The organism is Deltaproteobacteria bacterium (assembly GCA_016210005.1).
Taxonomy (GTDB): Bacteria; Desulfobacterota; Binatia; order HRBIN30; family JACQVA1; genus JACQVA1.
Genome location: JACQVA010000003.1, coordinates 1 through 26,365 on the forward strand (window position 1 = coordinate 1; position 26,365 = coordinate 26,365).

Below are 26,365 nucleotides of genomic sequence, written 5' to 3' on the forward strand. Positions count from 1 at the left end.
CTACGAAGCGCACGGCTGCGCAGAGACCGCAATCGTGCGGGAGAAGCAGCTGAAGAAGTGGCGCCGCGCCTGGAAGATGACAAATTGCGTCCCTTTCGGCCATGGGCCTCGGCCTGACAGCACACAGTACTGTCAGACTGGTGAGGATTTGCCCGGTCGGCTGCACGTTACCCACAGATTTGTCGCACACCCGAGCGCAAGGAAGGGCTTGCTTTGTGCGCTGTCCGGCCGCAGAATCGGCTCGGACATCGACAGCGGGCGAAGTGGCCGGAGATCGCGTCCCTGATGGGAGCCGGTGATCGTCAGGGGCGACCCTCCAAAAATGAGGAAGGGAAGAGCAAGGCTATGACCAAGCTACACGAGATTATGCGCGAAGGGTTCCTGTTCGTGGTGCAACGCAGTGCCCCGGTGGCCCAGGCGGTGCGGGTGATGACCGACAACAACGTCGGCATCGTTGCCGTACTCGACGGCGACCGGCTGGCCGGGGTGTGCTCGGAACGCGACGTGGTGCGCCGCGTGCTTGCCAAAGGGCTCGATCCCGCAGCTACTAAGGTGGGCGAGGTGATGACCCGCGAGTTGGTGGTCTGCGATGTCGGCGAGGACTACCGCAGCGCCATGCGCAAGATGGATCAAGCCAACATCCGGCATCTACCGGTGATTCGCGACGGGCGGATCGTCTCGATGCTGTCGATCCGCGACCTCATGCGCGTCGATCTCGAGCGCCTTGGGGAAGAGATCAAGTTCCTGCACGAGTACCTCTACACCGTGCCGCCCGGGCTCGGCGAAGCCACGCCGCTGAAGTGAAGCGGGGCGCCGGCGTCATGCAGCGCGGCGGCTACCTCCGCCGGCCGAATCTCTCGCAGGCAGCGGTAGTGGCCGAAGCGACAAGTTCGCTGCAAGCACGGACTACACTCGATCTGGTGGTAGATGGCTTTGGCCTTGGGCCCGAGCGGGCCGGTGCGCTCGTAGTTGGTCGAGCCGAAGAGGCCGACGGTGGGAATTCCGAGCGCGCCGGCGACGTGCATGGAGCCGGAGTCGTTGCCGGCAAAGCCATCGCAGAGTGACAGCAGGGCCATCGCCTCGCCGACGTTGGTGGTGCCGGCAGCCACCAGAGCGCCGTGCCGGGACGCCGCCGCCACCGCCTCACACTTGGCACGCTCGGCCGGGCTGCCCACCAGCACGCATTCGGCTTGGCCGCGCTCGGCCAGCAAATCGATCAACTCGGCAAAACACTCGCTGGGCCATTCCTTCGCCGGCCCGTACGCCGCCGCCACCGCCAGCGCGATGAGAGCAGCGCGCGGGCGCCGCCGCTGTTCGCCCAACCACGCCGCCATCTTGGCGCGATTATGCTCGCCGACATCGGGGGCGTAGTCGGTGGCGGAGCCGGCGATACCGAGCGCAGCGCGGATCATATGCAGGTACAGATGGACCTGATGCGTCTCCAGCAGTGCCGGCGTCAGCCGTACCTTGTCGGTAAGCAGCCAGCCACGGGCGTCGCTGGCGAAACCGGCCCGCCGCGCTACCCCCCCCGCAGCCGGCCACAGCGCCGCGTCGAAGCTCTTGGGCAGGATCACCGCGAGACCGAAAGCGCGAGCGCGGATGCCGGCGATGATCCGGCGCCGGTCGCCGAGTCCGCGCAGCCCGGCCGCCAACGCGTAGGGAATCACCTCGTCGACCCAGCTGCTGCCGTCAAAGAAGCTGGCCAGCTCTCGTTTCACCAACACCGCCAAGTGTGCCTGCGGAAAAGCCCGGCGCACCGCCTTGAGGGCGGGCAAACTGATGACCAGGTCGCCCAGCCAGTTGACGGCTTTGACCAGAACCCTGGCCGGCTCTACGGGCGTCACGTTTGTAGCCCCTCGCGCATCGAGGCACGACATCGAAGATGATACACAGCGCGGCGATGATGAAGCTCAGCCGCGCGTTGCGCAACCTGCGCTTCTTGCTCTTCGAGCACGTTCTCCTGCCGCCCGGCGTGATGGCCTTTCGCCTGCTGATGCGCAGCTGGCGAGCTGAGGGGCCCGACCCCGCGATCATCCGTCAGCTGGCCGGCCAACCGCGCATCATCGTGCTGACCTGCCACGGCATGTTGCTTCATCTGCCGCGGTTCTCGCGGATCGCAGCCGAGCACGGCCGGCGCTTCGTGGTCATGCTCAGCCCAAGCCGCGACGGCCGGTTGCTGGCGGCGGCGTTGCAGCGCCTGGGTGTCGGACACGTGCGCGGTACGACCAGAAGTCGCGGGGTGGCGGGTGCGCTCGAACTGATCGAGCGTGTCAAAGCCGGCGACGTGGTGGTGATCGCGGTCGATGGGCCGCGCGGGCCCAACTGCGTGGTGCAGCCGGGCGTGCTGCGGCTGGCTGCCGCCGCCGGCGCGCAAGTGGTGCTGGCGGTGACGAGTGCCGGCCGCGGCCTCACCTTCGGCTCGTGGGACCGTGCTCACTTGCCCGCGCCGTTCGCCCGCGTTCAGATTACCCTCCATCTGCTGCCTCCGCCGCTCATGGAGAAAGGCGCGGGCGCACTCGCCTTCGTGCAAGAGACGCTGGTGGCCGCCGGGCGCGCGCTGCGCAGCCCGGTATTTCCACCACCATGACGATAGCCGAAACCACGACCGTGTCCGTTCAACGCGCCTTCCACCGTCGGTGAACCCAGAACCACTGCTCAGGGTGGCGCAACACCAGCCGTTCAAGCGCGGCGTTGTAAGCGCGGGTGCTGTCGTAAATCGCTTGCTTTGGATCGCTGCACTGGACCGGCGGCAGTGCCTCCTCGAAGCGCAAGACGTGCCGCCCGTCCGCTTCGCGCCAACTCGCCACCGGCACCACCGGCGCACCGGTGCTCAGGGCAATGACGGCCAGGCTGCGAAACGTCCACGCCCGGTGGCCGAAGAAGTCCACCGCCACGCCGTCGCGCCCGCCCGCGTGCTGGTCCATCACGAAGGCGACGGCATCGCCGGCGCCGAGCCGGTCCAAGATCGCCTCCAGCGCGCCTTTCTTGGGTAGCACCCCGAGGCCGGCCTGACGAAAGCGGCGCGTCACCAGTGCGTCGAGCGCGCGCGGCCACAGCGGCCGGCGCAGAATATGAAACCGCCCGCGGTACTCGGGGAAGTTGGCTATGCCGCCGACCGTGGCGATCTCCCAGTTTCCGAAATGACCGGTGAGCAAGAGCACGCCCCGGCCCTGAGCTTGTGCCCGCAAACACGCTTCCTTGTTCTCGACCCGAACCCGCGCCGCGCGCTGGGCGGCGGAGAGACAGGCAAAGCCGACGAACTCGGCAACAAAGCGCACCAGGTGCGCGCAATGCGCCTGGGCCAGCTGGGTCAGCTCGCCCTCGGGCAGCTCCTGGCCAAAGACGCGCCGCAGGTTGTCGCGCATCACCCGGCGCCGAAACGGCAGCGCATGATAAGTGAGCTTTCCCAGCAGCGGCACCTCGGTGCGCATCGGTTCGGCCACCGCCACCGCCGCCGCGCTGGTCTTGTCGTGCGTCAGCGACAGCGCGATCGCCGCCAAGCGATGGCGCGCGAGCAGGGCCGCGGCCGTCGCGCTGTAAGCCAGCTCCGGCGCACCGTAACCGTTGCGCACCACGTGGAAGTCGCTCGGGCCGATCGTGCCCAACGCCGCCTCCCGTGGAAACAGTTTGAGACACGCCTCCTTGGCCGCAAAGCGCGCCGCCAGGGCGGCCGCACGTCCGGCCCCGTCGCCGCTGTCGCAAAGCTCTGCCGCGGAAAACAGCTTGGCGAGATCGTGCGCCGGCGTCTGCCGCAGTAATCGTTCGATGCGCGCGATCTCGACCGTATCGACGCCGCAGCGCGTGCGCCCGCTCTCCATAATCAGCGCGCCCCCGGCTGCGCCCGCACGAGCACGGCGGCGGCGGTGCCGGCGAATCCGCGACCAATGACCAGCGCGACGTCGCTGCGTGGGATTCCGGCGGTAGCGGATACCGGGAAATCGCCGAGAGCCGGGTCGCATCGGCGCAACGTGGCAATGCCGGGAACCACGCCGGCTTGCAGAGATTCGAGGGCCAACACGGTATCGATCATGCCGGAAGCCGCCAGTGTATGTCCAAAGGCCCACTTGTAGGCGGTCACCGGCGGCGCCGCCGCGCCGAACACACGCCGAATCGCAGCCGCCTCCGCGGCATCCGACTGCCGGCCGCCGTTGCCGTGGGCGACAATCATACCGACCGCGGCGGCCGCGATGCCGGCATCAGCCAGGGCGCAGTCGATGGCGCGCGCCGCGCCATCACCATCGTCGCGTACGGCCAGCGGGCCTTGCGCCTCGGTCGTGCATGCGCCGCCGAGAACCTCGCCCAGAATGCGCGCCCCGCGCGCCACCGCCTCAGCTTCGGCCTCGACCACCAGCGCCGTCGCGCCTTCGCCCAACAACGTGCCGCTGCGCTCGGCATCGAACGGGCGCACGGCGTCTGCCGTCAGCAACCCCAGACGGTGGTAGTACAAGATCCCTTCCGGCTCGATCGGGGCATCGTGCCCGACCACCACGGCGCGCTCGGCTTCGCCGGCCCGCAGAGCCGCTGCCGCCTCAGTGAGCGCCAGCAGCCCACTGACGCTGTGGGTGGTCAGACAGGCATTCGCCCCGGTGAAGCCATAGCGGATGCCGAGGTGGCACAGGACATTGTTGGGCAACACCCGCAGCAGCCACATCGGGTTGACGGTTGCCGTCAGCTCGCGGCCAAAGCGGCGCAGATCGCCGGCGGCAGCGCCGAGCAGGGGCAAGAAGTCATACTGGTTGTGATACGAAGCCCCGCCGCAACCCACGTAGATGCCGGTGCGATCGTTGAACGCTTGCGCCGCCGCCGCTGCCAAGGCGTCGCGGTGTGGCAAGAGACCGGCCTCCGCGATCGCCCGGCCGGCGCTGTACAAGCCGAGCAGGTCGGTGCGCTGGACGAGCTTGTGGAGCTTGCGATCCGCAACCAGCGCCCGCGGGTCAAGATCTCTGATCTCACCGGCCAAAGGCCGCGGCCAGCCAGTGGTGTCCCACTGCTGAACCCGCCCGACGGAGGACCGGCCGGCGCACAACGACCGCCAGATCGCGTTCGGCTCCGTGCCGGCAGCACAGATCACGCCGCGCCCGGTGATCACAACGCGCGTGCGGTCAGTCATCGCCAGCCGCCGCCCGCAGCACTACGCAGCTGTTCGAGCCGCCGAAGCCGAAGGCGTTGGAAATTGCCACCCGCGCCGGGCGCCTGGTCGTGCGGTGTGCGAAGTTGAGGTCGCACTCCGGGTCGGCCACGTTCAAGTTGGCATTGCCGGGTAGAACGCCGTGCTCGATGACGAGCGCGCAGACGGCGGCCTCGACCGCGCCGGCGGCGGCGATCAGGTGTCCCATCAGGCTCTTGGTCGAACTGACCGCTGGGCGTGCGGCATGCTCGCCCAACACCGCCCGGATGGCGGCGCACTCACTGCGATCGTTCATCGGCGTCGAGGTGCCGTGGGCGTTGATGTAGTCGACCTCGTGCGGTTGCACGCCGGCGTCTGCGAGCGCCTGCCGCATGGCTTGAATCGGCCCGTCGCCGGACGGGTGCGAGTCGGTGATGCGGTAGCTGCTGAGCGAATTACCGTCGCCGGCCAGCTCGGCATAAATGTGGGCGCCGCGTTGCTGCGCCGCCTGCCACTCTTCGAGCACCAAGAAGCCGGCGCCTTCGCCGAGCACGAAGCCGTTGCGGGTGGCGTCGAACGGGCGGCTGGCGCGCGCCGGCGTCGCGTTGTCGGGCGAGAGCGCGCTGAGCAGGCAGAAACCGGCCAGGCCGATCGGGTTGATCATCGAATCGAAGCCGCCGGCCAGGACGCGGTCGGCCGTTCCCCGCCGAATCAGTTTCAGCCCCAGGCCCACGGCCTGGCCGCCCGAGGCGCACGCGGTATGCACCGCGGCGGCGTAGCCGCGGATGCCGAAGCGGCGGAGCAGGAGCCAAAGCCCGGCGGTGCTTTGAGCGCGGCAGAAGGCGATCGGATCCGCGGCGGCCTTGGCCATCAGGCTGGCGCCGTCGAGCTGGCCGTCATCATCGCAATGCCGGTGTACGGCGGCCAGCTCGGCGAACTCCACCGCCATCATGCCGCTGCCCACGACGCAGGCCCAGCGCGCCGCGGTGTGCTCGTTCGGAGCAATGCCGGCATCGCGCAGGGCTTCGCCGGCAGCCGCCAGGGCGAAGGCATGGTAACGGTTAGTGAACTTGAGGAGCCTGCGATCGCCGATTACGCCTTCGGCGTCGAAGCCCTTGACCTCGGCCGCGATCCGCACCGGAAAACCGCCGGCATCAAACTGGGTGATCGGGGCAACGCCGCTGCGTCCCGCCAGCAGCGCGCTCCAGGTTGCCGCGGCATCGTTGCCGAGCGGCGTAACCATGCCGAGCCCGGTCACCGCCACCCGGCGGCCGCGGTGTTTCACGCGACCTCCCGGGTCACGATGACGATCCGTGCAGTTGCCACCAGCTTGCCCTCAACCGTGGCGGAAAGGGCGCATCTGGCGGTGCCGCCGCCTTGTGACAGCGAGTCGATCCGAATCTCGATCACCTGGCCGGGCAGAATGAAGGTGCGCAGCTTGACGTTCTCGACCCGCTGCGGCCAGCCCTCGTTGGGCAAGGCCTGGCGTGCCAGAGCAATGCCGGCATCGACCAGCAGCGTCGCCGGAAACACCGCGCGACGGGGGAAGTGCTCGGCAAAGAACGGCGCCTGGGCCGGCACCTGCAACCAGGCGCGTAGCCGTTCTCCAGGCACCCGCTCGATCACCGTCAGCTGCGGCGCCTCAACCCCCCGAAAACGGCCGGCGGCCACCCCCGCGCCGCAGAGCAGCTCGAAATGCTCGCGGCCGGCCTCCGGGTCGGCAAACTCCGCCATCGCCATCATCGCCCCGACGCAGCCGCTGAGTTCGAGCACCGGCTGGCCGGCCACCCGCGCCCAGCCGCCATAGGCCATCGCCTCCACGCCCCAGCGGTCGATCTCGACGCCGAGTTCGAGCACCCGCCCCGGCTCGGCTGGTGCCACGAAGTGGGCCGCGCCGGCGAGCGCGGCCAGCGGGCGGCGGCGAAAGCCGGTGCGCGCCATCGCTACCCACGCCGCCAATTGCCCAACCGCTTCGGCAACTAGCCCGGGCGAGAACCGCGCCAGCGCCGCCGGGACCAGATAACTGCCGCGCGCCCGTCCGGGCGCGACCTCGGTGATCCGATCGACGAACGAAAAGGCGCCACCAAGTGCTTGCGACATGCCGGCCGTCACTCCGCTCAAGCTCAAGCGGTTGTCTCCGGCTCCAGCTCGTCCGGCGGCGGCGGGTTCTTCTGTGCCCGCACCACCGCGCGGCAGAAAGTTTCGACGGTAAACAGTCGCGGTACATCCCCGACCTTCACCCGTGTCGGGAAGCGCTCGGGCGGCACTTCGCTCATGTACTCGCGCAAGCGCCGTAGGCCGGCGGCGGTAAGGTAGCCTTTGTGCTCGAACTCCTCTTCGGAGAGCGCGCCGCGCGCCTCGCGGATAACGCGCCCGCGCGGGATGCGCACCTTGAAGCAGCGTTCGAGCCGAAAGACGATGTCGAGGAAGTCGATCGACTCGGCGTTGAGGCCATCTATCAACGCCACCTCCAGCCCCACCTGCGCGGTGTCGCAGCCCAAGGCATCGGCGATGATCTCGGCCACTTGCGGATACACCGCCGCGACCTCGTCCGCGGTAACTTCGGTTGCCATCAATTCCCTCACTCCATCTTGAAGCCGCCGTCGACGTGCAGCACCTGGCCGGTGATATAATCGGCATAGCGCGAGGCCAGGAAGGCGACCGCGTAGGCGACTTCTTGCGGCGTGCCGAATCGGCGCAACAGGATACGCTCAGTCACCGCGGCCCCGGCCCGCTCCCGCACTTCCTGTGACATGTCAGTTGTAATCACCCCGGGGGCGACGGCGTTGACCGTAATTCCGCGGGGCGCCAGTTCGACTGCCAGCGCCCGCGTAAACGCGTTGAGCGCCCCTTTGCTGGCAGCATAGTTGGTCTGGCCGCGGCCGCCTTTCTCGCCGGCAACCGAGCTGACGTTGATGATCTTGCCGCAGCGGCGGGCGATCATGTGCGGGACGACGGCACGGCTGACGTTGAAAACGCCGCCGACATTGGTATCGAGCACTTGCCTGAGGTCGTCATCGCTGAGGAAGCCGAGAATATTGTCGCGAATCACGCCGGCATTATTGACCAGCACGTCGATGCGGCCGGCACGCTCGGCCACTCTTTCTACCGCCGCGGCGCATGCCGCCGCCGCGCGCACATCGACCCGTTCGGCGGTGATCCGCCCGCCGGCGGCGCGGCCGGCGCTCAGCACCTCCTCGGCGGCAGCGGCGTCGGCGCGGAACCAGAAGGTCACCTCGGCCCCTTCCGCGGCGAACAGCTCGACCACCGCCCGTCCGATACCGCGGCTACCGCCGGTTACCAGCACGGTCTTGCCGGCCAGGCCCGAGTCCTGAAACATTACCGCCCTCATCCCGCAATCGAGAAGCCGCCATCGACCACCAGCGTGTGTCCGGTGATCATCTCGGCCTCCGGCAAGCACAGCAGGTAGACGGCGCCGGCTACCGCCTGCGGCGTCAGCATCGGCCCCAGCGGCGCACGTGCTGCGAAGTCGGCGAGCAGGCGCTCGCGCTCGGGGAACAAGCGCAGCGCGTCGGTGTCCACCGCCCCGGCGCTGACCGCGTTGACGCGAATGCGCCGGGGACCGAGTTCCTGCGCCAGGTTGCGCACCAGCGCTTCCAGCGCCGCCTTCGAGGCCCCGATGAAGGCATAGTGGGGGATCGCGTGCGTGGCCCCCAGGCTCGACATGGCGACGATGCACCCGCCCGCGGGCATCAACGGCACCGCCCGCTGCGCCAGCAGGGCGAGGGCCAAGGCGTTGATCTCCAGGCACCAACGCCAGTGTTTAAGCGACAGCTCGAGCGCCGGCTTGAGCACGCCGCTGGCGGCGTTGCTGACCAAGATATCGAGGCGGTCGAAGTGGCGGCCGAATTGGTCGAGGAGCTCGGCCACGCTCTCGGGACTACCGGCGTTGGCCTGCAGCGCGTAGGCCCGGCGCCCGCGGGCGCGGAGGTCACGGCACAAGGCCTCGGCTTCTTCGTGGCTGTTGAAGTAATTGGCGGCGATGTCGCAGCCGGCACTGGCCAGTTTGCAGGCGATCGCCCGGCCGATACCTCGCGCGGCGCCGGTGATCAGCGCCACCTTACCGGCGAGAGCCTTATCGTTGCAGCTTTGCTCCACGGGTCCTACACGCCGCGCCAAAGTTGCCGGAGGTAGGCCTCTCGTGTCAATCTGCGCCCGCGGTTCTGCTGAACCGGTGGGGTCTGAGTATGCGTCACTTCACGCTGGCGGAAATCGCCGATCGCCTTGGCGGCTGGGTTGCGGACGGAGAGCCGACGCTGCCCATCTTCGGGGTGAAGCCGCCCGAAGAAGCCGGCGCTGGCGATATCACCCTGGCCACCACCCGCGCCCATGTGGTGGCGCTCGAGCGCACGGGCGCGGCCGCAGCCCTGGCGCCCGCGGGCCTGGTGATACGCCGGCCGACCGTTCGCGTGCGCGAGCCGCGGCTGGCGTTCGCCCGGCTCTTGGAGCTGTTCTACTGTGCCGACACCCGCGCGGTCAGCGGTGTCGACCCGCGCGCGTTCGTGGCGCCGGGCGCGCGCCTCGGCCGCGAGGTCAACATCGCCGCCGGCGCCTACGTCGGCGACGGTGCCGAGATTGGCGACCGTGTTGACCTTTATCCCGCCGTGTACGTCGGCGACGGCGCCCGCGTCGGCGACGACTCGATACTGTTTGCCAACGTCGCCGTCTATCCCGGCACCGTGATCGGCAAGCGCGCCCGCATTCACAGCGGCGCCGTGCTCGGCAGCGACGGGTTTGGATACGCGCCGGGGCCGTCCGGCGAATACTACAAGGTGCCGCAGGTGGGTCGCGTCGAGCTCGGCGACGACGTCGAGATCGGCGCCAACACCACCGTTGACCGCGCCACCTTGACGGCGACGCGCATCGGTAGCGGCACCAAGATCGACAACTTGGTGCAGATCGGTCACAACGTCAGCGTCGGCAATCACGTCTGCATCATCGCCCAGTCGGGTGTCGCCGGCAGTGTGCGCATCGGCGACCGTGCGGTACTGGCGGCGGCGGCCGGGTTAATCGATCACATCACCATCGGTGAGGGAGCGCAGGTAGCAGCGCGGGCGGGTGTCACCAAGGACGTACCCGCCGGTACCTCGGTGGCCGGCACTCCGGCGATTGCGCTCTCCGACGCCCTGCGCGCCTATTCGCTGATCGGGCAGCTGCCGGAGTACCGCCGGCGGTTAAAAGAACTGGAAGAGCGCTGCGCCCGCTTGGAGGCCGAGCTGCAGGCGCGCCGTAAGCAGGACTGAAGCGCCAAGTGGCGCGAGCACTGAGGACTTGGTGGCATGAACGCGGCGACGAATAGGATGGCTTCGTCGAACCTAGCATCCCCACCCCGATCCTCCTTCGAAAACGGGGGCTGGAGCTCGGGAACGATCGACTCTGATCTTTGTGTCGCGATTGGGACCGGAAACACGCGAGCCCCTCACCCTAACCCTCTCCCCGCAAGACGATGCGGGGAGAGCGAATCATTTGGTTCAGGCCCAGCTGCAGCCCAGTGGCGGCGGCTGCTGATCGTGAAACTTTCCTCGATCGGCGATGTGGTGCACGCGCTGCCGGTAGCCACTGCGCTGCGGCGGCACCATCCGCAGGCGCGGATTTCGTGGGCCGTGGAAGAGTGGGTCGCGCCGCTGTTGCAGGGCCATCCGGCGATCGATCGCCTGATCGTCTTCCCGGCGATGCGCTGGGCTGGCGTCACCCCGGCGTGGGCTCGCGCGTTCGCCCGAGCGTTGCGCGCGCTGCGCGGCGAGTCGTACGACGTTAGCCTCGATTTGCAGGGACTCTTCAAGAGTGCCGCAGTGGCGGCGCTGTCAGGCGCCGCGGTGCGCCTGGGCGTGGACGGCCAGCGCGAGGGTGCCTGGCTGGTGTCCCGATCCGTGCCGGCCGCGCCGGGGCGCCGTCACGTGGTCGAGCAATACCTCGAATGCGCCGGAGCCCTGGGCGCGGCGGTAGCGCCGGTTACCTTTGACCTGCCGGTTCAGCCGGAAGCGGCGCAGTGGGTGGAACGGAAGCTGGCGGCACAGGCGATTGCGCCCGCCAGACCACTGCTGGTGATCAACCCCTCGTCCTCGGCGCGCTGGAAGACTTGGCCCGTGCAGCGCTGGGCGGGCGCCGCCGCCGCGCTGACTGCCGATGGCAGCGTGGTACTGGTCGGCGGCCGGCAGCAAACGCCACGCCATGCGGAGTTGGCGCGGATCGCCGGCAGCGAGATCCTCGACCTCACCGGGCAGACGACGCTGCCGCAGCTGGTCGCGCTGCTGGCTCGCTGCTCGGTTCACCTTGCTCCCGACACCGGCTCCGCCCACATTGCGGCCGCACTGGGCCGCCCGGTCGTCGGGCTCTACGGCCCCACCCCCGTCTGGCGGCAAGCACCATACGGGCAGGAGCCTTTGCTCGCCCACAGCGGCGGCTCGTGCGGCACGAGCTGCCCGCGCCTGTGCCTGCATGGGCGCCGCTGTCTGCAAGCGGTAACCCCGGATGAAATGGTTGCTCGGGTGCGTATACTGCTGGCGGCTGACAGCAACGATCGCTTGGGGGGGCGTTCCTAGCTTCCTAACAGGCCCCGGGAAAGGTGATGCGTAGCGGCCGAGCCATCCGACGGCATTCCTAGCATCCCACCACAGCCGAGAGACTCGGTGACGGTCCGGGCACCATCGTGCTGGCGGTCAGGGCGACCTCACCGCACCGTCTTGGCCGCGCTGCGCATGACGTACCACTTGTAGAGGCTCTGGAAGAGGATGCGCGTGTACCTCGGGCCCAGGTAAGGGATGCGGTGGTTGACAACGAAGAGACGGGTCAAGTCGCTCTCCACGCCCGACATCAGCTCGGCGATGATCCGCCCCGCGGTCTGCGCGAAGGCGACCCCTTCGCCGTTGTAAGCGACGCCGTAGAAGATGTTCTTGTGCTCCCCCGTCACGCCGACCGAGGGCGTGAAGTCCATCGTGAACCCCATGGTGCCGCCCCACGCGTGATCGATGCGCAGCCCCTCGAGCTGGGGGAAGGTGGTGAACAAGCTCTCCGTCAAGACTTCCAAGGCAGGCTTGTAGTTGCCCGAGCTGAGGGCGTCGTTGGCATAGTACGGCGCGTCGGAGCCGCCGATGACGATGCGCCCGTCCGCCGTCGGTCGCTGGTAGTCGAACAGCACGCGCATATCTGCGACGCCCTGCCGATGCTGCCAGCCGATCGACTCCCACTGTGCCGGTGATAATGGCTCGGTGGCGATCACGTAACTGCACAGTGGCAGCACGCGGTCGGCGAAGAAGCCGAGCTTCGGGGAGTAGCCGTTGAGACCGAGGACAAGAACGGGCGCACGGATCTCGCCCATTTCCGTCTCCACTCGGTGCAGCTTTCCGGGTTCCACGCGCAGGACGAGGGTGCGCTCGCGCACCTCCACGCCGCCATCCTCGACGACGCGCTTCATACCGCGCGCCAGCTTGGCGGGATTGACGATGCCGCCGTAGGGAAACTTGAGCCCGGCGACGTAGCGGGGCGAGCGCACCTCGGCCTCCAAATCCTTCCCCTGCACCAGCGTCGCATCGAGCCCCATTGCCTTGTAAGTCGCCTGATGCGCTTCGAGCTGCCGGGCCTGGTCGTCGTCGACTGCGGCTTCCAGCATCCCGTTCTCTTCGAAGTCGCACTGCACGCCGTGCTCGGTGGCCAAGCGCCTGATCTGCTCGATGCCGAACAGGGTCAAGTCGAACGCCTTGCGGCCGAGATCGGGGCCGGCTGATTCAGTGTACCTACGCAGCCCCGGCACGCCGGCGTCGCAGAAGCCGCCGTTGCGCCCGCTTGCGCCGTAGCCGCAGCACGCGCCTTCGAGCAGCACGATCTTCCTGTTCGGGAAGGTGCGGCTCAGATGGTAGGCGGAGGAGAGACCGGTGAAGCCGCCCCCAAGAATCACGATGTCGGCCTTGTGGCTGCCTTTCAGCGGCGCGTTGATGCTTTGTCGCTCGAGGTCGGCCGACGCGAACCAGAAGTTGTCCAGGAAGTACTCGTAGAGCTGCGGCGGGCGGGCCGGGTCGTGCCCGAAGCGGGCCAGCCCCTTGGACAACCCCCAGGCGCCTACCGCTCCCGTGGCTACGCCGCCCAGGAACGTACGCCGCGAGATCTTCCCTGTGCCTTGTGACTTTTCTGCGGCCGCGCTTTCCGAGTGTGTGCTCATCTTGAGCCTCTTTGGTGTTGCTATCCGACGCGACCGGAGCCATGCGCCACAGTGTCGAGCCCAGCCGGCACTGCTTCGAGAAACGCCTGCGCCAATCCGATCCGGGTGAACAGCAGGGGCACGATGTAGATGCTCGCGACACCCGCGGCGGTGTACCGCACGTATTGCAGCCCATAGCCCGCGAGCGAGGATTCGTCTGCGATTGCCGCGAATGCACCGCGCAACAGCTCCAGCGTCACAGTGACCAGCACGACCGATAGCGCAAAGCGCGTGATTTTGACCGGCCAGCGGCCGCTCCTCGGATCGAAATTCAGCCGCTTCAGTTCCAGCGGCCTGCCGATCAGGATGCCGGTGAGAAAACCCGCGTAACCGAGAAAGGCGCGCGGCTGCGCGTCGATGCGCCAACCATTGATCGCGACCGTGGCGGCCCAAAGGATCACGCTTGCCGAAACCGCCAGCGTGATCTGCTGCACATAGGAAAGCCCGTCCCACCACCTGCTGATCCGCCCGGCGTAGCGGATCGCCACCAGGGCCACACTCAATCCGATCGGCCAGCCGAGCAGGATGTCTTCGAGATAGTGGACGCCGAGGTAAGGGCGCGACAGCCCGGTAAGCACAATGGCGAGCACGGCCGCGACCCGTATCCAACGGTTGCGCACAGCGGCGTAGAGATAAGTGTAGAAAGCCGATCCTGCCATGGCGTGTCCGGAAGGCGTGGAATACTCGGTCGCCAATTCTTTCGCATTGTCCGCGGACACTGCCCATTTCTCGAAGTAGGTGCCTTCACCGACAAAGGGACGCGGGTTCTTGACGACGATCTTCAGGATGTGGTTGAGGCTCATCGCCAGCAACACCAGCACGGAAAGCCGCACGGCCAGCGTCTTGTCGAACATCACGTAGAAGAGAGTGACCACCAGCACGTAGCCCTGGACTTCGCCCAGGTGACTAGCCAGCTGAACCAACGGGGTCAGCCACGGGAGACGGTGATCTGCCAGATACTGCATCAGCGCCATGTCGAACTGCTGATCCACGATGCCGCTCCTCCTTTCGCGCGTCCGTGTCTGCGCGGGCTTCGGAACACCCCAAACAACACGCGCCGATCCGGCTTGCACAACTCGATACAATATTGTATCGAGTTGCATTCCTGCCAGGAGCCGTTGACCATGTCAAGAGTGCGCACCCGCCCGACTCGCAAGGACACCCGCGAACGCCTGTTTGAGGCGGCGGCGAAGATCTTCGAGGGGAGCGGTATCGGAGACGGTAGTATCGAGTCAATCGCATCGGCCGCAGGTCTTTCGCGCGGCGCAGTGTATTCCAACTTCGCCAGCAAGGACGAACTCATCATCGCCATGCTGGAGGACCATGCCGAGCGGTCGCTCGAACATCATCGCGAGCTGCTGGCGCGGCACCGGGAACCGGCCGATCTTATCGCGGCGCTCAGATCCGCGGAACGCAGCCGCAAGGACCCGATCGGCCGTTCGCCGCTGTTCCATATGGAGCTGATCCTGTTCGTTGCGCGCGCCGAAAAGCGGCGGCCTGAGCTGGCCAAGCGCCTGCGTGCCCGTCGGGCGTTGATCGCGGAGATCGTTGCGGCGGTCAACCGCACGGCAGGAAGGAAGTTGCCCGTCGATCCGGTTTGGGCCGGGTCGTTGCTGGTTGCACTGGAGGACGGTTTCCGCCTGCACCGGCTCGTTGATCCGGATACGACTCCGGCCGACGGCTTCTTCCACGCTGTAAGCGAATTGCAGCGGTTGCTTGCCCGGGCATAGCAGAAGGCGTGTTCGGCGACCCGAAGGTGCGCATTGTGCGGTTGGTACGACGGGGGGAGAAGCGGCGTGCGGTACGTGCGGGCGAGTGTCGAGGAGTTTCTACGACCACCGGGTGCGAAAGATCGGCTTGCGCTCATTGCCCCGCGCCGTTACGTGGTAACAGGCCCCGGGAAAGGTGATGCGTAGCGGCCGAGCCATCCGATGGCGTTCCTAGCATCCACCTCTATCGCACTCCAGACCCCGTGACGTGACATGACCCCGTGACGTGACACTGAACCTCTCACCCCGGGGAAGCTCAGATGATGCTGCCGGCACTTCGTGTCTCAATCCTCGGTTGCTAACTTTGCCGCGGCCCGATCTCAGATGGCCGGCTGATTCAGCGCGGCCCAGATCGCGGCCGGGTCGGTGTAGTCAGCCAGAACGACGGTCGCGCCGACGCGGGCGAGCCGGGCGCGGCCGCGCTCGCTTTCGTTGATACCGACAAAGCGTAGGCCGAGTTCCTGCGCCGCCTCGACGTCCCAGGGGCCGTCGCCGAAGCTCACGATCTGTGATGGGGCGAAGATGCGGCCGTAATGTTGGGTGGCGGCGGCGATGGCGCGGCCGACGATTTCGGCCCGGCGCTGTTCGCGGGTCGAGAAGCCGCCGCAAGCGAAATACCGCGCCAGGCCGGCATGGTGCAATTTGAGCCGGGCTGAAGGCTCGACGCAACCGGTGGCGATCGCCACCGGCGCCACCGCCGCGCAGGCGGCGACGAACTCGGCCGCCCCCGCCACCAGCCGCAGCGGCAGAGCACCGCTGGCTACCCCGTGCTCCAAGTGGTGAACGAAGCGGGCGATCACGTTCGCCACCTCGCCGTCGGTGGCGGCGCGTCCGGGCGTGCGGGCGATCACGGCGGCAATGAAGTTGGTGTCACTGACAGTCACGTCGGCGGGCCAGCGGGCGTCGACCGCGTCGCCGTACTGCTCGCGAAACGCCTGCGCGAAGGCCACTTCTTCCGCCACCTGGAGCAGTGTGCCGTCGATGTCGAACAGGAGGAGCAGCTCGGTCATTGTCCTGCCGGCGCCGGCACTCGGGCGCGGGCGAGCAACGCGCCGCCGCACAGCAGCGCCGCGAGGCTGAACCATTGCGCGGTCGACAGCCCAAGCAGCCAATGGGGGTTGCGGCGCAAGAATTCGATCAGGAAGCGGGTGAGCGCGGCGACCATCAGGTAGGTGCCGATCTGTGCTCCCCGCGGCAGGCTATGCCGGCGGCGGCGCCAGAGCCAGCCGAAGAGGGCGAAGCACACCACCATTTCGTAGACCGGAGTCGGGTGCACCCGTTCGTTGGTCGGCACGACGCCGTCGGGGTAGCTCATGCCCCAGGGCAGGCTGGTCGGCAGGCCGTAATCGCCGTCGCCGGAGAGCTGGCAGCCAATGCGCCCGAAGCCCAACCCGATAGCCAGCGCTGGGGCGGCGATGTCGGCCAGATCGATCAGCGCCAGACCCTGGCGGCGCGCCCAAGCGGTTACCGCCAGCCCGCCTCCGATCAGGCCACCGTACCACACCCACCCGCTGGCGGCGGTGAGGAACGCCAGCGGGTCTTCGGTGAACTGCGCCCAGGCGGTGGGAATCAAGAACAGCCGCGCCCCCACCCAACCGCCGATGTACGCCCACAGCGTCATGTCATAGGCCAGGCGGAGATCCATGCCGCGCTGCCGCATCTGGGCCCGCACGACCAAGAAAGCGGCAAAGAAGCCCGCGAACGCCGCCAGCCAGAAGCTGGAGACCGCATAGTCACCGAGGCGAAAGAGCACCGGTCGCATAACTCTCAGTGAGCAACCGCGCCGGCGTCTGCAGGCCGGGCGGACCAACGGCGCTGGTAGAGGGCGATGCCGAGAGCGCAGGAGGCTAAGCTCAGCCACTGCGCTAGCGTCAGGCCGAGCGCGACCACCGGGTTGATGCGGACGAACTCGACGCCGAAACGGGCGGCCCCGGTGGCTATCAAGTACAGCCCAAAAATCGCTCCCGGGGCATATCCGCGCCGGCGCCGGCGCCACAGGCCGGCGAAGATCAGCGCGTACAGCATCATTTCGTACAGCGGCGTCGGGTGAACCAGTTCGGTAGTCGGCACACTGCCGTGAGGATAACTCATCGCCCACGGCAGCGCAGTTGGGGTGCCGTAGTCGCCGTCGCCGGAGAGCTGGCAGCCGATGCGTCCGATGGCTTGGCCGATGGCCATTGCCGGGCCGGCGACATCGCCAGCGATCAGCACCGGCAGCTGTTTGCGCCGGCAGCCCCAAATGACGGCGGCCGCGCCGCCGAGTACCCCGCCTTGCCAGACCCAGCCGCTACCCGAGAACAGAAACTCGAACGGATCGCGTACGAACACATCCCAAGCACTGGTGAGCAAAAACAGCCGCGCTCCGATCAGCCCGCCCACGTAGGAGTAGAGAATGAAATCGTAGGCCCAGCTCGGCTCGTAGCCGAGGCGGCGGAATTCCGCCCGCACAACTCGCAGCGCGACCAAGAAACCGAGCAGCAGCATTACCCAGAAGCTCTCGACCGGGATCGGGCCGAGATGGAACAGGACCGGGTACATGGCACCGGTCTGCCTGAGCGCGCCGCGCGGAGCAAGCGCGGCGTAATCGAGTTGGCGGCTGAGGAGCGGGCCGCCGGCGCAATTTCTACGGCTGCGCCGGCGGCCCACCGATCACGAACTCACGGCTTGCAGATGAGCGTGAGCGCGTCGAAGTCCGACAACCACCGCGGCGAGGTCAAAAACGACCGACTGAGGGTCATCAGCCGGATGCGGTTCTCGTATCGCCTGGTGCCGACCTGTCGCAGCGGCACCCGAATCGCAAACGGGGGGGTGCAAACGCCCGTATCTACCGAATTGATCGGCAAGGTCAGCCCGGTCGTCCCCGTCGTCAAGTTGCGCAGGTTCAGCAGCGCATTGGTCAGCGCTGTGCGGTTGGCCGCATCGCGCGCCGCCGACGGCAGCACCACTCGCACCGGATCGGCCACGCCCAGTTGCGGACAGGCGGCGAGGTTGGCGTCGATGTTGTTCAAACATATCGTGACTTTGAACTCGCAAGTATTGTTGGTGGCATTGAGGTCAAAGTCGCAGGCCGGATCGTTGTTGGTGCAGCGCTGGGTGTAGTTGGGCCGATTGGCGCGGTCGCGCGGATGAGTGACGGCGTTAACCACCGACCACTCCAGCAAGCAGGCGCGTTGGTTGCGGAAGCCCGAGCCATCGCCGTCGCCTGGAATCAGCTCGTAGCGGCAGGCAGCCCCGCAGCCGTCACTGGCCACCTGGTTGCCGTCGTCACATTGTTCTCCGACCTCCAGGGTGGTGTTGCCGCAGCAGCTGGCGGTGTAGCCCGGCGTGCAAGCGCCGCTCTGGCAGGTATTGAGGCAGGTGTTGGTGCCACAGCCGGTGCCGTCGACCACGAAGGCGTCGCTCGGGCAGGTGTCGCTGGCGCCGTCGCAGCTCTCGGCCTCGTCACATTCGCCTGCCGCCGCGCGGCAGACCGCTGTGCTCTTGGCGTCGCCGGGGCAGGCGGCGCTCGAGCCGGTACAGTTCTCCGCATCATCGCAAATCCCGGCGCTGGCGCGACACTCGGTGCTGGCCGAGAGGAAGGTGTCCGTGGGGCAGCTCGCGCTCAGGCCGGTGCAGTTCTCGGCCACGTCACACGACCCCGCCACCGCTCGGCATTCGGTGGCCGCCAGGGCAAAGGTGTCCGCCGGGCAGTTGTCACCGACACCGTCGCAGCTTTCGGCCACGTCGCATGGGCCGGCCACGGCGCGGCAAACCCAGCTGCCCTTGGCATCGCTCGGGCAAGTATCGGAGACGCCGTCACAGTAGTCGTCAGCGTCGCACACACCCGCTGCGGCGCGGCAGAGCGCCGTGCTCTTGCCGTCGCTGGGACAGGCGGCATTCGAGCCGTCGCAGCTCTCGGCCACGTCGCACGGGCCCGCGGAAGCCCGGCACTCGGTGCCGCTGTTGCCGGGTGTGTTCGCACAGGTAGTGCTGCAGGTATCGACGGTGCAGGGATTGGCGTCCTCGCATTGGGCCGCGGCGGTACAAGGTGAGCAAGACGGTGGGGTGCTGAGCGGCGACGCGGCATCGACACCGGTTGTGACCGGGTTGCAGGGAGCACCTGGACCGGCGACACAGCCCCACCAGTTGCCGCTGGCGTCGAGGTCGCCGCTCGGAATGGCCGTGCCATCGGCGCCGACCGTGTTGCCGATGATGCTGTTGTTGTTGAACGCCGCACTGGCCGGCGTGGCGAGGGCACCGGCAGCGATGCCGATACCGTTGCCGGCGATCTGATTGCAGCTGGCGCCGACCGCCAGCGTGTACCCCGGCTCCTCCTCCAAGTAGAAGCCGAAGTCCGTGTTGACAATGCGGTTGCCGGTGAACGAGGCGTTGACGCTGCCCGAGCCCCAACCGAATTGGCTGGTGGTGACATACGCACCCACGCTGCCCGCCTGGCCCGTGGCATCGACGACGTTGTCGGTGAATACCGCCGCGGGGCCGGCCCCGGCAGCGGCCAGGCCGACGGCGCAGTTGGTGATGGTGTTGTTGTCCACGCTCGGCGCCACCGAGGGCACAAAGGTCCACACGCCGTAGCCGCCGCTGGCGCAGTTACTCACGTCGTTGCCCTGCAACAGGTCGGCGGCGGTGGCGTTGTCGGTGTGCACGCCGCTGCTCGAATTGGTGATGGTATTATTGAGGTAATCGGTGCCGGCCGACCAGTTCGAGGCGATCGCGTCGTTGGCATCACTGACGGTGTTGTACGCGAACGTGCCGCCACCGCCGAAGTTGAACAGGGCAATCGAGCCGGCTTCGCCCTGAACGTTCTCGACGATGTTGTGGTGAAAGTAGAATCCCATGCCGCCGGTGGAGTAGATGCCACGCAAGTAGATGTTCTGGGCGGTGACGTGGTGCACGGTCAGGTTGTCGAAATCGCCGGCGTAGTAGTTGTGGATGATGCCGTTGCGCGCATCGACATCGGCACCGCCGCTCACGACCCCGCTGGTCAGGGCGGGGTTGTCACCATCGAGCGTGAAGTCGTGGATCGTGACATCGGCCGCTTCCACCAGGATGATGTTGCTGGCCGCCAGACCACACAACGAGCTGCCCGCGCACGGATTGGGGCTAGAGGCGGCGGGCTCGATGGTGGAGACCCCCTGGCCGGCGCCAGCCAGGGTCAACGCCTTGTCGATCAGCACGTTCTCGATGTAGGTGCCGGCGACTGCGCTGACGGTGTCGCCCGCGCTGGCGTAGTCAACCCCGTCCTGAATGCCGCCGGCGGTGTACGCCGGTGACACATTGGCGTTGACCACGTAATCGGCCGGGGCCGCCTGCTGGAAGCCCGCCGCGCCGGAAGCGTCGCCGCTGCCGAGCCAGGGGCTGTAGTCCACCAGGTCATCGGTGGCGTCGCCGGTTCCGCCCGCGTTCGAGGCGATCGTCGGACCCGTGGCCGAGCCCCACCAGTTGCCTTCCGCATTTACGCTCGGAGCCGTACTGACAATTCCGAAATCGTTGCCGGCGAAGCCGTTCCCGTGAGCGACGACGGTGCTGGTGTCAAACCCGTCGTAGCCCGCGGCGACGCCGGCGGTGCAGCCGGAAATAGTGTTGCCGGTGAGGGTGCCGCTGGTGCCAGGCCCGAAGTAGGTGGTGATCAGTATGCCGGCGGAGGTGGAGCCATCGACCGAAGCGACCCCGACATTGCCCGAGATGGTGTTGTCGCTGACCGCGACCACCGCGCCGCTGCCGAGTTCAATGCCATAGTCCAGCCAGTTACCGGCGCCTTTGCCGGTAAACGTATTGCCGCTGCACGTCGCCGTGCCGGCACGGTAGTGGACACCAATCCGCCCAATCTGCGTAAACGTGGAGTTCGTCACGTCTGCCCCGGGCGAGCCCGGACGAATCGCGACGCCGATGCCGACATAGGCCGGCCCGCTCGGCTCGTATTTGATGTTCGAGAACGCGCATTGATCGATGGCGCCCGAACCGTAGTAGCGAATTCCTTGGAACACCTTGTAGCCGGTGCCGTCGACCGTGACGGCGTTGAAGTCTACGGCGTAGCCACTGCTAATAATGAATGCGGCCGCGCCGGGGTTGTCGCTTCCGGCGCTCGTATTGAACGCGATCGCGATGGTCGTTGAACCGGCGCCGGCCCCGTTGATGGTCAGGTTCTTCCCGATCGTGATCGTTGATGTCACCGGAAAGGTGCCGGCGGCAATCTGGATGGTGTCGCCGCTCGATGCCGCAGCGACCGCTCCGGCAATCGTGTCGCAACTCGGGTTCAGTGTCGTGCAGGTGTTCGATGAGTCACCCGGCACGTTCCAGGTGGTCGCGGCCGATGCCGGCAAGCTGACACCCAGGATCAGTCCCACGGCGAGCATTGCGGCGATTTTCGGGTACCGCCAGACTTGCGGACCAACCGTCTTCTGCGCTGTGCCGCGACCCCTCTGACCTATCCGCCTGGTGGTGGTGGTGCGTCCATCGACTGTACGCTGCATGGCTACCCCCTGTTTTGTAGGTTGCTCTCCGCCGGCCCACCACTACTGGTTCCCCCCTCACGTCAACGGCAATACGCCGCCAGCGGTAGAATCGGCGCCAAGCTACCCGGCGGCGCAAGGAGGCGTCTATGCGTAGTTCTACTGAATTTGATTCAAGGCTAATTTACAGCAGGCGGTGCTGCGAGCGCTCTGGCGCCCCCCTTAACCGCTATCCACGGTATTGCGCAGCACCGGGTATTGCACAGCACCGGTTCCGGCCGCCGCGACAGTTGAGCCTGGAAGCAGCACTTTGGCCCGCGGCGGGGCTGGCAAGAGGTTCGTACGGACTAGGCGCTGCCGATCGCGGCGGTCAGATGAGGGAGCCGATCTTGGCGCAACAAGGCCTCGAGCCCCCGGCACAGAGTGCGCGGCAACTCGGGCCCCTCGTAGATGAAGCCGGTATAGATCTGCACCAGGGAAGCACCGGCGCGGATTTTCTCGTAGGCGTCGGCGGCGGTGAAGATGCCGCCGGTGCCGATGATGGGCAAGCGGCCACCGCTGAGCTGGCGCACGCGGGCGATGGTGTGGGTGGCCAAATCGCGCAATGGCGCCCCGCTCAGTCCGCCCGCTTCATCCCGCGGGTGTGCCAGCAAATCGCGGCGAATGGTGGTGTTGGTAGCAACCACGCCATCGGCGCGGTGGTGTTCGATGGTTTCGACCGCTGCGGCCAGATCGTCGTCGGCCATGTCGGGGGAGAGTTTGACCAACAACGGCCGGCGCCGGGGCAGTTGCTCGTTGGCTCCTTGCAGCGCGCCGAGCAACTGCGCCAAGTGCTCCCGCGCCTGCAGGTCGCGCAGCCCCGGGGTGTTTGGTGAGCTCACATTGACCACGACATAGTCGGCGTATGGCGCCAGCAGTTGAAAACTGGCGAGGTAGTCGGTCACCGCATCGTTCAACGCCGTGGCGCGCGACTTGCCGATGTTGATGCCGATGGGGATGGGCAGCCGCGAGCGATCGCGCCGGCACAAGCGGGCGGCAGCAGCAGCGGCGCCGGCGTTGTTGAATCCCATGCGGTTGATCAACGCGCCCTCGGCCGGCAGGCGAAACAAACGCGGGCGGGGGTTGCCCGGCTGTGCTTGCGCCGTGACCGTCCCGAACTCCGCGAAGCCGAATCCCAGGCCCGACCACGCCAACGGTGCACTCACATCTTTATCGAAGCCGGCGGCGAGACCGATCGGATTGGGAAATGCCAGGCCCCACAATCTTTGCTGCAAAGCTGGCGAGGTGTATGGCGGCCGCCGCGCGAGAACGAGCTGGCTGGCCGCCAGCATCCGCGAGACCAGGGCGTGAGCGGTCTCGGCATCGAGGCGAAAGAGCAAAGGGCGGAGCAAGCGGTACCACACGGGCCGGCTATAGCGGGGTTGCGGCCATGAATGAAGCCGGCAGCCTGGTACCTGAAAGGGCATCGGATACCGCCGGCCGCGGCGGTTGCCCTCCGCTTATATTGACTGACTCGGTCAGTTATGTTACTGGGGCAGCATGACACGCAAGATCCCCGACCGGCGCTTTGAGGAACTGGCCGACTGCGCGGCCCGCGTTTTCATCGACCAGGGCTACCGGCGCACGCAGATGGCCGACGTGGCGGAGGCGCTCGGCGTGGCGAAGGGCACGCTCTATCTCTACGTCGAGAGCAAGGAGGCGCTCTTCGATCTGGCGCTACGGTGCGCCGACACTCACGAGCGCGTCCGCCAGCCGGCCGCGCTGCCCATCGCGACCCCGAAGCCGGGCGCAACCGCTGCGTATGTACGCGACCGGCTGGCGGCCAACCAGGTGCCGGCGCTAGCGGCGGCGCTGGCGAAGAAGCGCGTAACCGATCCGGCGGAAGAACTTGCCGAGGTCGTCCGCGAGCTGTACGCGGTCCTCGCCCGCAATCGCCGCAGCATCAAGTTGCTCGACACCTCCGCGCGCGACCTCCCGGAGCTCGCTGCGCTCTGGTTCGAGGCGGGCCGGGACGGGCTGATGGCCACGCTCGCGCAGTACTTGGAGCGCCGCATCCGCAGCGGGAAGCTCCGTGCGGTACCGGACGTGACGGCGGCGGCCCGGCTGATCATCGAAACCACGGTCTTTTGGGCGGTGCATCGGCACTGGGATCCGCACCCCCAGAAGGTCGACGACAAGGTGGCGCTGGACACGGTGGTCCGTTTCATCGTCGGCGCCCTGGCATAGGAGTGAGCAATGGGAACCAGTAGTGCGATACGGCGCGATGACATCGACTGGCTGCGGATTGCCGCCACCTACCTGCTCCTGCTCTTCCACACCGGCATGGTGTTCAACCCGGCGCCGTTCTACCACGTGCGCAACGCCGACGTGTCTTTCTTCTTCCTCATCCTGTGCGGCTTCATCGGTCTCTGGCACATGCCGCTGTTCTTTCTGCTCGCCGGCTGGTCGGCATTCGCGTCGCTGTCGCTGCGCGGCACCACAGACTTCCTGAAGGAGCGGTTCTTCCGTCTGGTCGTGCCGCTGGCGGCGGGCTGCGTCTTCCTCATGCCATGGATCAAGTACCTCGAGCTGCGCAGCGGTCTCGACGCGAATTACACCGGACTCTACGTCGCCCCGGCGCTGCAGGCGAGCTTCCGCCAGGTGATCCCGTCGGGCCTGCCGACCGCGGCGCCGTTCACAGACAGTTTCGTCGAGTTCCTCCCGACCTTCTTCACCGATCTGTCGCGCTTTACCTGGGCGCACCTCTGGTTCGTCGTGTACCTGCTCACGTTCACCCTCCTCTATTTGCCCTTGTTTCGGCGCGTCCTCCACGCGCGCGGGCGGTTCGCGAGTGGGGTGTCCGCCTGGTGGGTGTACGCACCAATCCTTCCTCTCGCGCTCATTCAGGTGACGATGCGCGAGCGCTGGCCGGGCCTGCAGAACTTGATCGACGACTGGGCGAACTTCGCCTACTACAGCACCTACCTGATTGCCGGATTTCTGCTGGCGCGGTTCCCGGCCCTGGAGGCGGCCGTGCACGCCGAGCGCAAGCGCGCGCTGGCGATCGGACTCGCCGCGACCTTGGTGTTGCTCCTCGGCGTCCTGGGCGTGTATGCATCACCAGGCGTGATCCTGGCCCATACGGCAATCGCCGGCTGGTGTTTCGTGCTGGCCTGCCTCGGGTGGGCGCGCCGCATGTTGTCGTTTGCGACGCCGGCGCTCGGGTACTTGAAGGAATCCGCCTTCCCGGTTTACGTGCTGCACCAGTCGGCCATCGTCGTGCCGGGCTACTTCCTGATTCAGCTGCCGCTCGGACTGTGGACGAAGTTCATTCTGCTCCTCGCCGTCTCCTCCGCGCTCACGCTCGCGGTCTACCACCTACTGGTGCGGCCGTTCGCCGTGGCCCGTTTCCTGTGCGGCATGAAGGCGAAGGCGTGTCCGCTGCGTCCCCGTCTTGCCGCTGGACTGACGACAGCTGCACTCACGCTGATCGCGGTGGCGGCCACGGGGGTGGCCGCCTCGAGCCGAGCGCCCGGCGAGGACGCCGCGGATCCGATTGGCCGCTGGTATGCGGAAGGCGGGGCGGCGCAGGTTGAGATCACCGACTGTGCCGGGGCATTGTGCGGGCGCGTCGTCTGGTTGCGTTCCCCTTTGGACGAGAACGGCTGCGAGTTGCGCGATCGCTATAACCCCGACCAGCCGCTGCGGCACCGGCCGGTGATCGGGCTTGAGATTCTCCGCGGACTGACGCCGTCCGCCCGTGCCGACGGCATCTGGGATGGCGGAACCATCTACGATCCTGCGAGTGGGAACACCTACCGCGCCGCTTTGCGGCCGGCCGGTAGAAATCGCCTGGAGATCAGAGGCTATCTCGGCATTCCACTGCTCGGACGGACCACCAGCTGGTTGCGGGTCGGAGCCGAACAAGAGAGCTGCACAGAGCGAGGCTGAGTAGGAAAGGTGTGCGTGCGAACATGCAGGAGAACTCAGCGCGCTCGGCTCGCGGCGCGTCTGGATCGGCACGCGCTGGTACTGGGACCTGAAGCCGGACCACAAGCGCGGCGAGATCATCGAGCCTGACCAGCCTGACGCTGGCGCAGAGCTACTTCGAGAAGGCCAAGCGGCTGCGCGTCCTGGCCACGTGGACGTGGGGGCACCGCTCTCCCGGGCGAGGAACCGGATGGGCTGCCAGACGGTGCCCAAGCCGCCGCGCTGGACGGCGGATGGATTCCGGCCTGAAGATTGCCGGAATGACGAGTCCCCGCCCGCCCGTTAAGCCTGCGATAGTTTAGCGCTGACGAGTCGGTTCAGCGACACGTTGGCTTCAGCGGCCTCGAGGCGAGTCGTCGATGCAGATGCGGGGGGATGCGCACGCGGAACTCGCCGCGGTACAGCCGCGAGGCGACCGGCACCGGCGGGGCTTCCTTTGCCCGCCGCATATCGGTGACGACCTCAGCCACCAGTCGCACGATCCCCGCAAGTGCGGCCGGCCGGGACCGCTCAAGCCAGCTCAGGCTCGGGAACTCCGCGCACAGGCCGACAAACTCCTCATCCTCTTCGGACCACACCACCCGGTAAGTGTAACGCTGTCAAGGCTCGCTTGGCGCCACCGCCCGGCGCTTTGATCCGCTGCGGCGCTCAGCTGTTCTAAGCAGGCCCGGTTTGACGCATTCCGTTGCGCGTGTTAGCCAATAGAGCGTGATGGAGAATATCGAATCCGAAGTCCTCGATCGTATTCTTGACCCACTTGTCAAGGCTCGCCTAAACTGACCGGGCTCAGCTCGGCCAAACTGACCGCGTATCGGGCGCGATGATCCACAGGCGATCGGGGAGATTGTCCACAGCC

General features: G+C 67.2%; 22 protein-coding genes and 1 pseudogene. 7 read left to right on the forward strand and 16 right to left on the reverse strand.

All coding sequences use genetic code 11. From position 1 onward, the window contains the following. Positions 1 to 345 precede the first annotated feature (345 nt). Positions 346 to 804, forward strand: a complete 459-nt coding sequence (locus tag HY699_00225) for a CBS domain-containing protein (GenBank protein ID MBI4514232.1) — start codon at positions 346 to 348, stop codon at positions 802 to 804. On the opposite strand, the gene waaF is transcribed toward HY699_00225, so the two are convergent. Beyond that, a complete protein-coding gene (gene waaF, locus HY699_00230) occupies positions 759 to 1,844 on the reverse strand; it encodes a lipopolysaccharide heptosyltransferase II (protein ID MBI4514233.1) in 1,086 nt (361 codons plus the stop codon). The two genes, HY699_00225 and waaF, sit on opposite strands and share 46 nt — an antisense overlap. A gap of 56 nt (positions 1,845 to 1,900) precedes the next feature. Here waaF and HY699_00235 point away from each other — a divergent pair, with 56 nt between their 5' ends. Next, a complete protein-coding gene (locus HY699_00235) occupies positions 1,901 to 2,587 on the forward strand; it encodes a DUF374 domain-containing protein (protein MBI4514234.1) in 687 nt (228 codons plus the stop codon). A gap of 28 nt (positions 2,588 to 2,615) precedes the next feature. Here the strand turns inward: HY699_00235 and HY699_00240 are convergent, their stop codons facing one another. The 7 genes from HY699_00240 to fabL are packed head-to-tail and all read right to left on the reverse strand — an operon-like array spanning position 2,616 to position 9,226. Further along, positions 2,616 to 3,818: a 4'-phosphopantetheinyl transferase superfamily protein gene (locus HY699_00240; protein ID MBI4514235.1), complete on the reverse strand. Its 1,203-nt coding sequence runs from the start codon at positions 3,816 to 3,818 to the stop codon at positions 2,616 to 2,618. A gap of 2 nt (positions 3,819 to 3,820) precedes the next feature. Further along, positions 3,821 to 5,110, reverse strand: a complete 1,290-nt coding sequence (locus tag HY699_00245) for a 3-oxoacyl-ACP synthase (GenBank protein ID MBI4514236.1) — start codon at positions 5,108 to 5,110, stop codon at positions 3,821 to 3,823. After that, positions 5,103 to 6,350 carry a beta-ketoacyl-[acyl-carrier-protein] synthase family protein gene (locus HY699_00250; protein ID MBI4514237.1) on the reverse strand — a complete coding sequence of 416 codons (1,248 nt, stop codon included), beginning with the start codon at positions 6,348 to 6,350 and terminating at the stop codon, positions 5,103 to 5,105. The genes HY699_00245 and HY699_00250 overlap by 8 nt, the downstream gene beginning before the upstream one ends. A 38-nt stretch (positions 6,351 to 6,388) precedes the next feature. Further along, positions 6,389 to 7,207, reverse strand: coding sequence for a hypothetical protein (locus HY699_00255; protein ID MBI4514238.1), 819 nt, complete (start codon positions 7,205 to 7,207; stop codon positions 6,389 to 6,391). Positions 7,208 to 7,230: 23 nt separating this feature from the next. After that, positions 7,231 to 7,680, reverse strand: coding sequence for an acyl carrier protein (locus tag HY699_00260; protein MBI4514239.1), 450 nt, complete (start codon positions 7,678 to 7,680; stop codon positions 7,231 to 7,233). Positions 7,681 to 7,688: 8 nt separating this feature from the next. Next, complete coding sequence (locus HY699_00265) at positions 7,689 to 8,447, reverse strand: SDR family oxidoreductase (GenBank protein MBI4514240.1); 759 nt, start codon at positions 8,445 to 8,447, stop codon at positions 7,689 to 7,691. Between the two features lie 8 nt (positions 8,448 to 8,455). Then, positions 8,456 to 9,226: an enoyl-[acyl-carrier-protein] reductase FabL gene (gene fabL, locus HY699_00270; GenBank protein MBI4514241.1), complete on the reverse strand. Its 771-nt coding sequence runs from the start codon at positions 9,224 to 9,226 to the stop codon at positions 8,456 to 8,458. A gap of 89 nt (positions 9,227 to 9,315) precedes the next feature. Between fabL and lpxD the strand changes: the two genes are divergently transcribed. Beyond that, positions 9,316 to 10,371: a UDP-3-O-(3-hydroxymyristoyl)glucosamine N-acyltransferase gene (gene lpxD, locus HY699_00275; protein ID MBI4514242.1), complete on the forward strand. Its 1,056-nt coding sequence runs from the start codon at positions 9,316 to 9,318 to the stop codon at positions 10,369 to 10,371. 267 nt (positions 10,372 to 10,638) lie between these two features. Continuing rightward, entirely contained in the window at positions 10,639 to 11,670 is a 1,032-nt protein-coding gene (locus HY699_00280) for a glycosyltransferase family 9 protein (GenBank protein MBI4514243.1), read from the forward strand. 128 nt (positions 11,671 to 11,798) lie between these two features. Here HY699_00280 and HY699_00285 read toward each other — a convergent pair whose 3' ends face one another. Together HY699_00285 and HY699_00290 are read right to left on the reverse strand one after the other, a co-directional pair. Continuing rightward, positions 11,799 to 13,283: an FAD-dependent oxidoreductase gene (locus HY699_00285; protein ID MBI4514244.1), complete on the reverse strand. Its 1,485-nt coding sequence runs from the start codon at positions 13,281 to 13,283 to the stop codon at positions 11,799 to 11,801. 20 nt (positions 13,284 to 13,303) lie between these two features. Further along, entirely contained in the window at positions 13,304 to 14,314 is a 1,011-nt protein-coding gene (locus HY699_00290) for a phosphatase PAP2 family protein (protein ID MBI4514245.1), read from the reverse strand. A 132-nt stretch (positions 14,315 to 14,446) separates the two neighbouring features. Here HY699_00290 and HY699_00295 point away from each other — a divergent pair, with 132 nt between their 5' ends. After that, complete coding sequence (locus tag HY699_00295; GenBank protein MBI4514246.1) at positions 14,447 to 15,052, forward strand: TetR family transcriptional regulator; 606 nt, start codon at positions 14,447 to 14,449, stop codon at positions 15,050 to 15,052. Between the two features lie 359 nt (positions 15,053 to 15,411). On the opposite strand, the gene HY699_00300 is transcribed toward HY699_00295, so the two are convergent. The 5 genes from HY699_00300 to HY699_00320 form a co-directional block, all read right to left on the reverse strand. Continuing rightward, a complete protein-coding gene (locus tag HY699_00300; protein MBI4514247.1) occupies positions 15,412 to 16,101 on the reverse strand; it encodes an HAD family hydrolase in 690 nt (229 codons plus the stop codon). Next, positions 16,098 to 16,853, reverse strand: coding sequence for a prolipoprotein diacylglyceryl transferase (locus HY699_00305; GenBank protein ID MBI4514248.1), 756 nt, complete (start codon positions 16,851 to 16,853; stop codon positions 16,098 to 16,100). The genes HY699_00300 and HY699_00305 overlap by 4 nt, the downstream gene beginning before the upstream one ends. A 5-nt stretch (positions 16,854 to 16,858) precedes the next feature. Further along, on the reverse strand, positions 16,859 to 17,629 hold the full coding sequence (locus tag HY699_00310) for a prolipoprotein diacylglyceryl transferase (protein MBI4514249.1): 771 nt from the start codon (positions 17,627 to 17,629) through the stop codon (positions 16,859 to 16,861). Positions 17,630 to 17,748: 119 nt separating this feature from the next. Next, positions 17,749 to 21,444, reverse strand: a complete 3,696-nt coding sequence (locus HY699_00315) for a hypothetical protein (protein ID MBI4514250.1) — start codon at positions 21,442 to 21,444, stop codon at positions 17,749 to 17,751. A gap of 443 nt (positions 21,445 to 21,887) precedes the next feature. Further along, entirely contained in the window at positions 21,888 to 23,006 is a 1,119-nt protein-coding gene (locus tag HY699_00320; GenBank protein MBI4514251.1) for a quinone-dependent dihydroorotate dehydrogenase, read from the reverse strand. A gap of 73 nt (positions 23,007 to 23,079) precedes the next feature. On the opposite strand from HY699_00320, the gene HY699_00325 reads away from it, so the two are divergent. Together HY699_00325 and HY699_00330 are read left to right on the forward strand one after the other, a co-directional pair. Then, the gene (locus tag HY699_00325) at positions 23,080 to 23,766 is read left to right on the forward strand and encodes a TetR family transcriptional regulator (GenBank protein MBI4514252.1); all 687 of its coding nucleotides are present in this window, start codon (positions 23,080 to 23,082) and stop codon (positions 23,764 to 23,766) included. Positions 23,767 to 23,775: 9 nt separating this feature from the next. Further along, a complete protein-coding gene (locus tag HY699_00330) occupies positions 23,776 to 25,470 on the forward strand; it encodes a DUF2147 domain-containing protein (protein ID MBI4514253.1) in 1,695 nt (564 codons plus the stop codon). 321 nt (positions 25,471 to 25,791) lie between these two features. Here HY699_00330 and HY699_00335 read toward each other — a convergent pair. Then, positions 25,792 to 26,090: pseudogene (locus tag HY699_00335) on the reverse strand (toxin-antitoxin system HicB family antitoxin). Between the last annotated feature and the right edge of the window lie 275 nt (positions 26,091 to 26,365).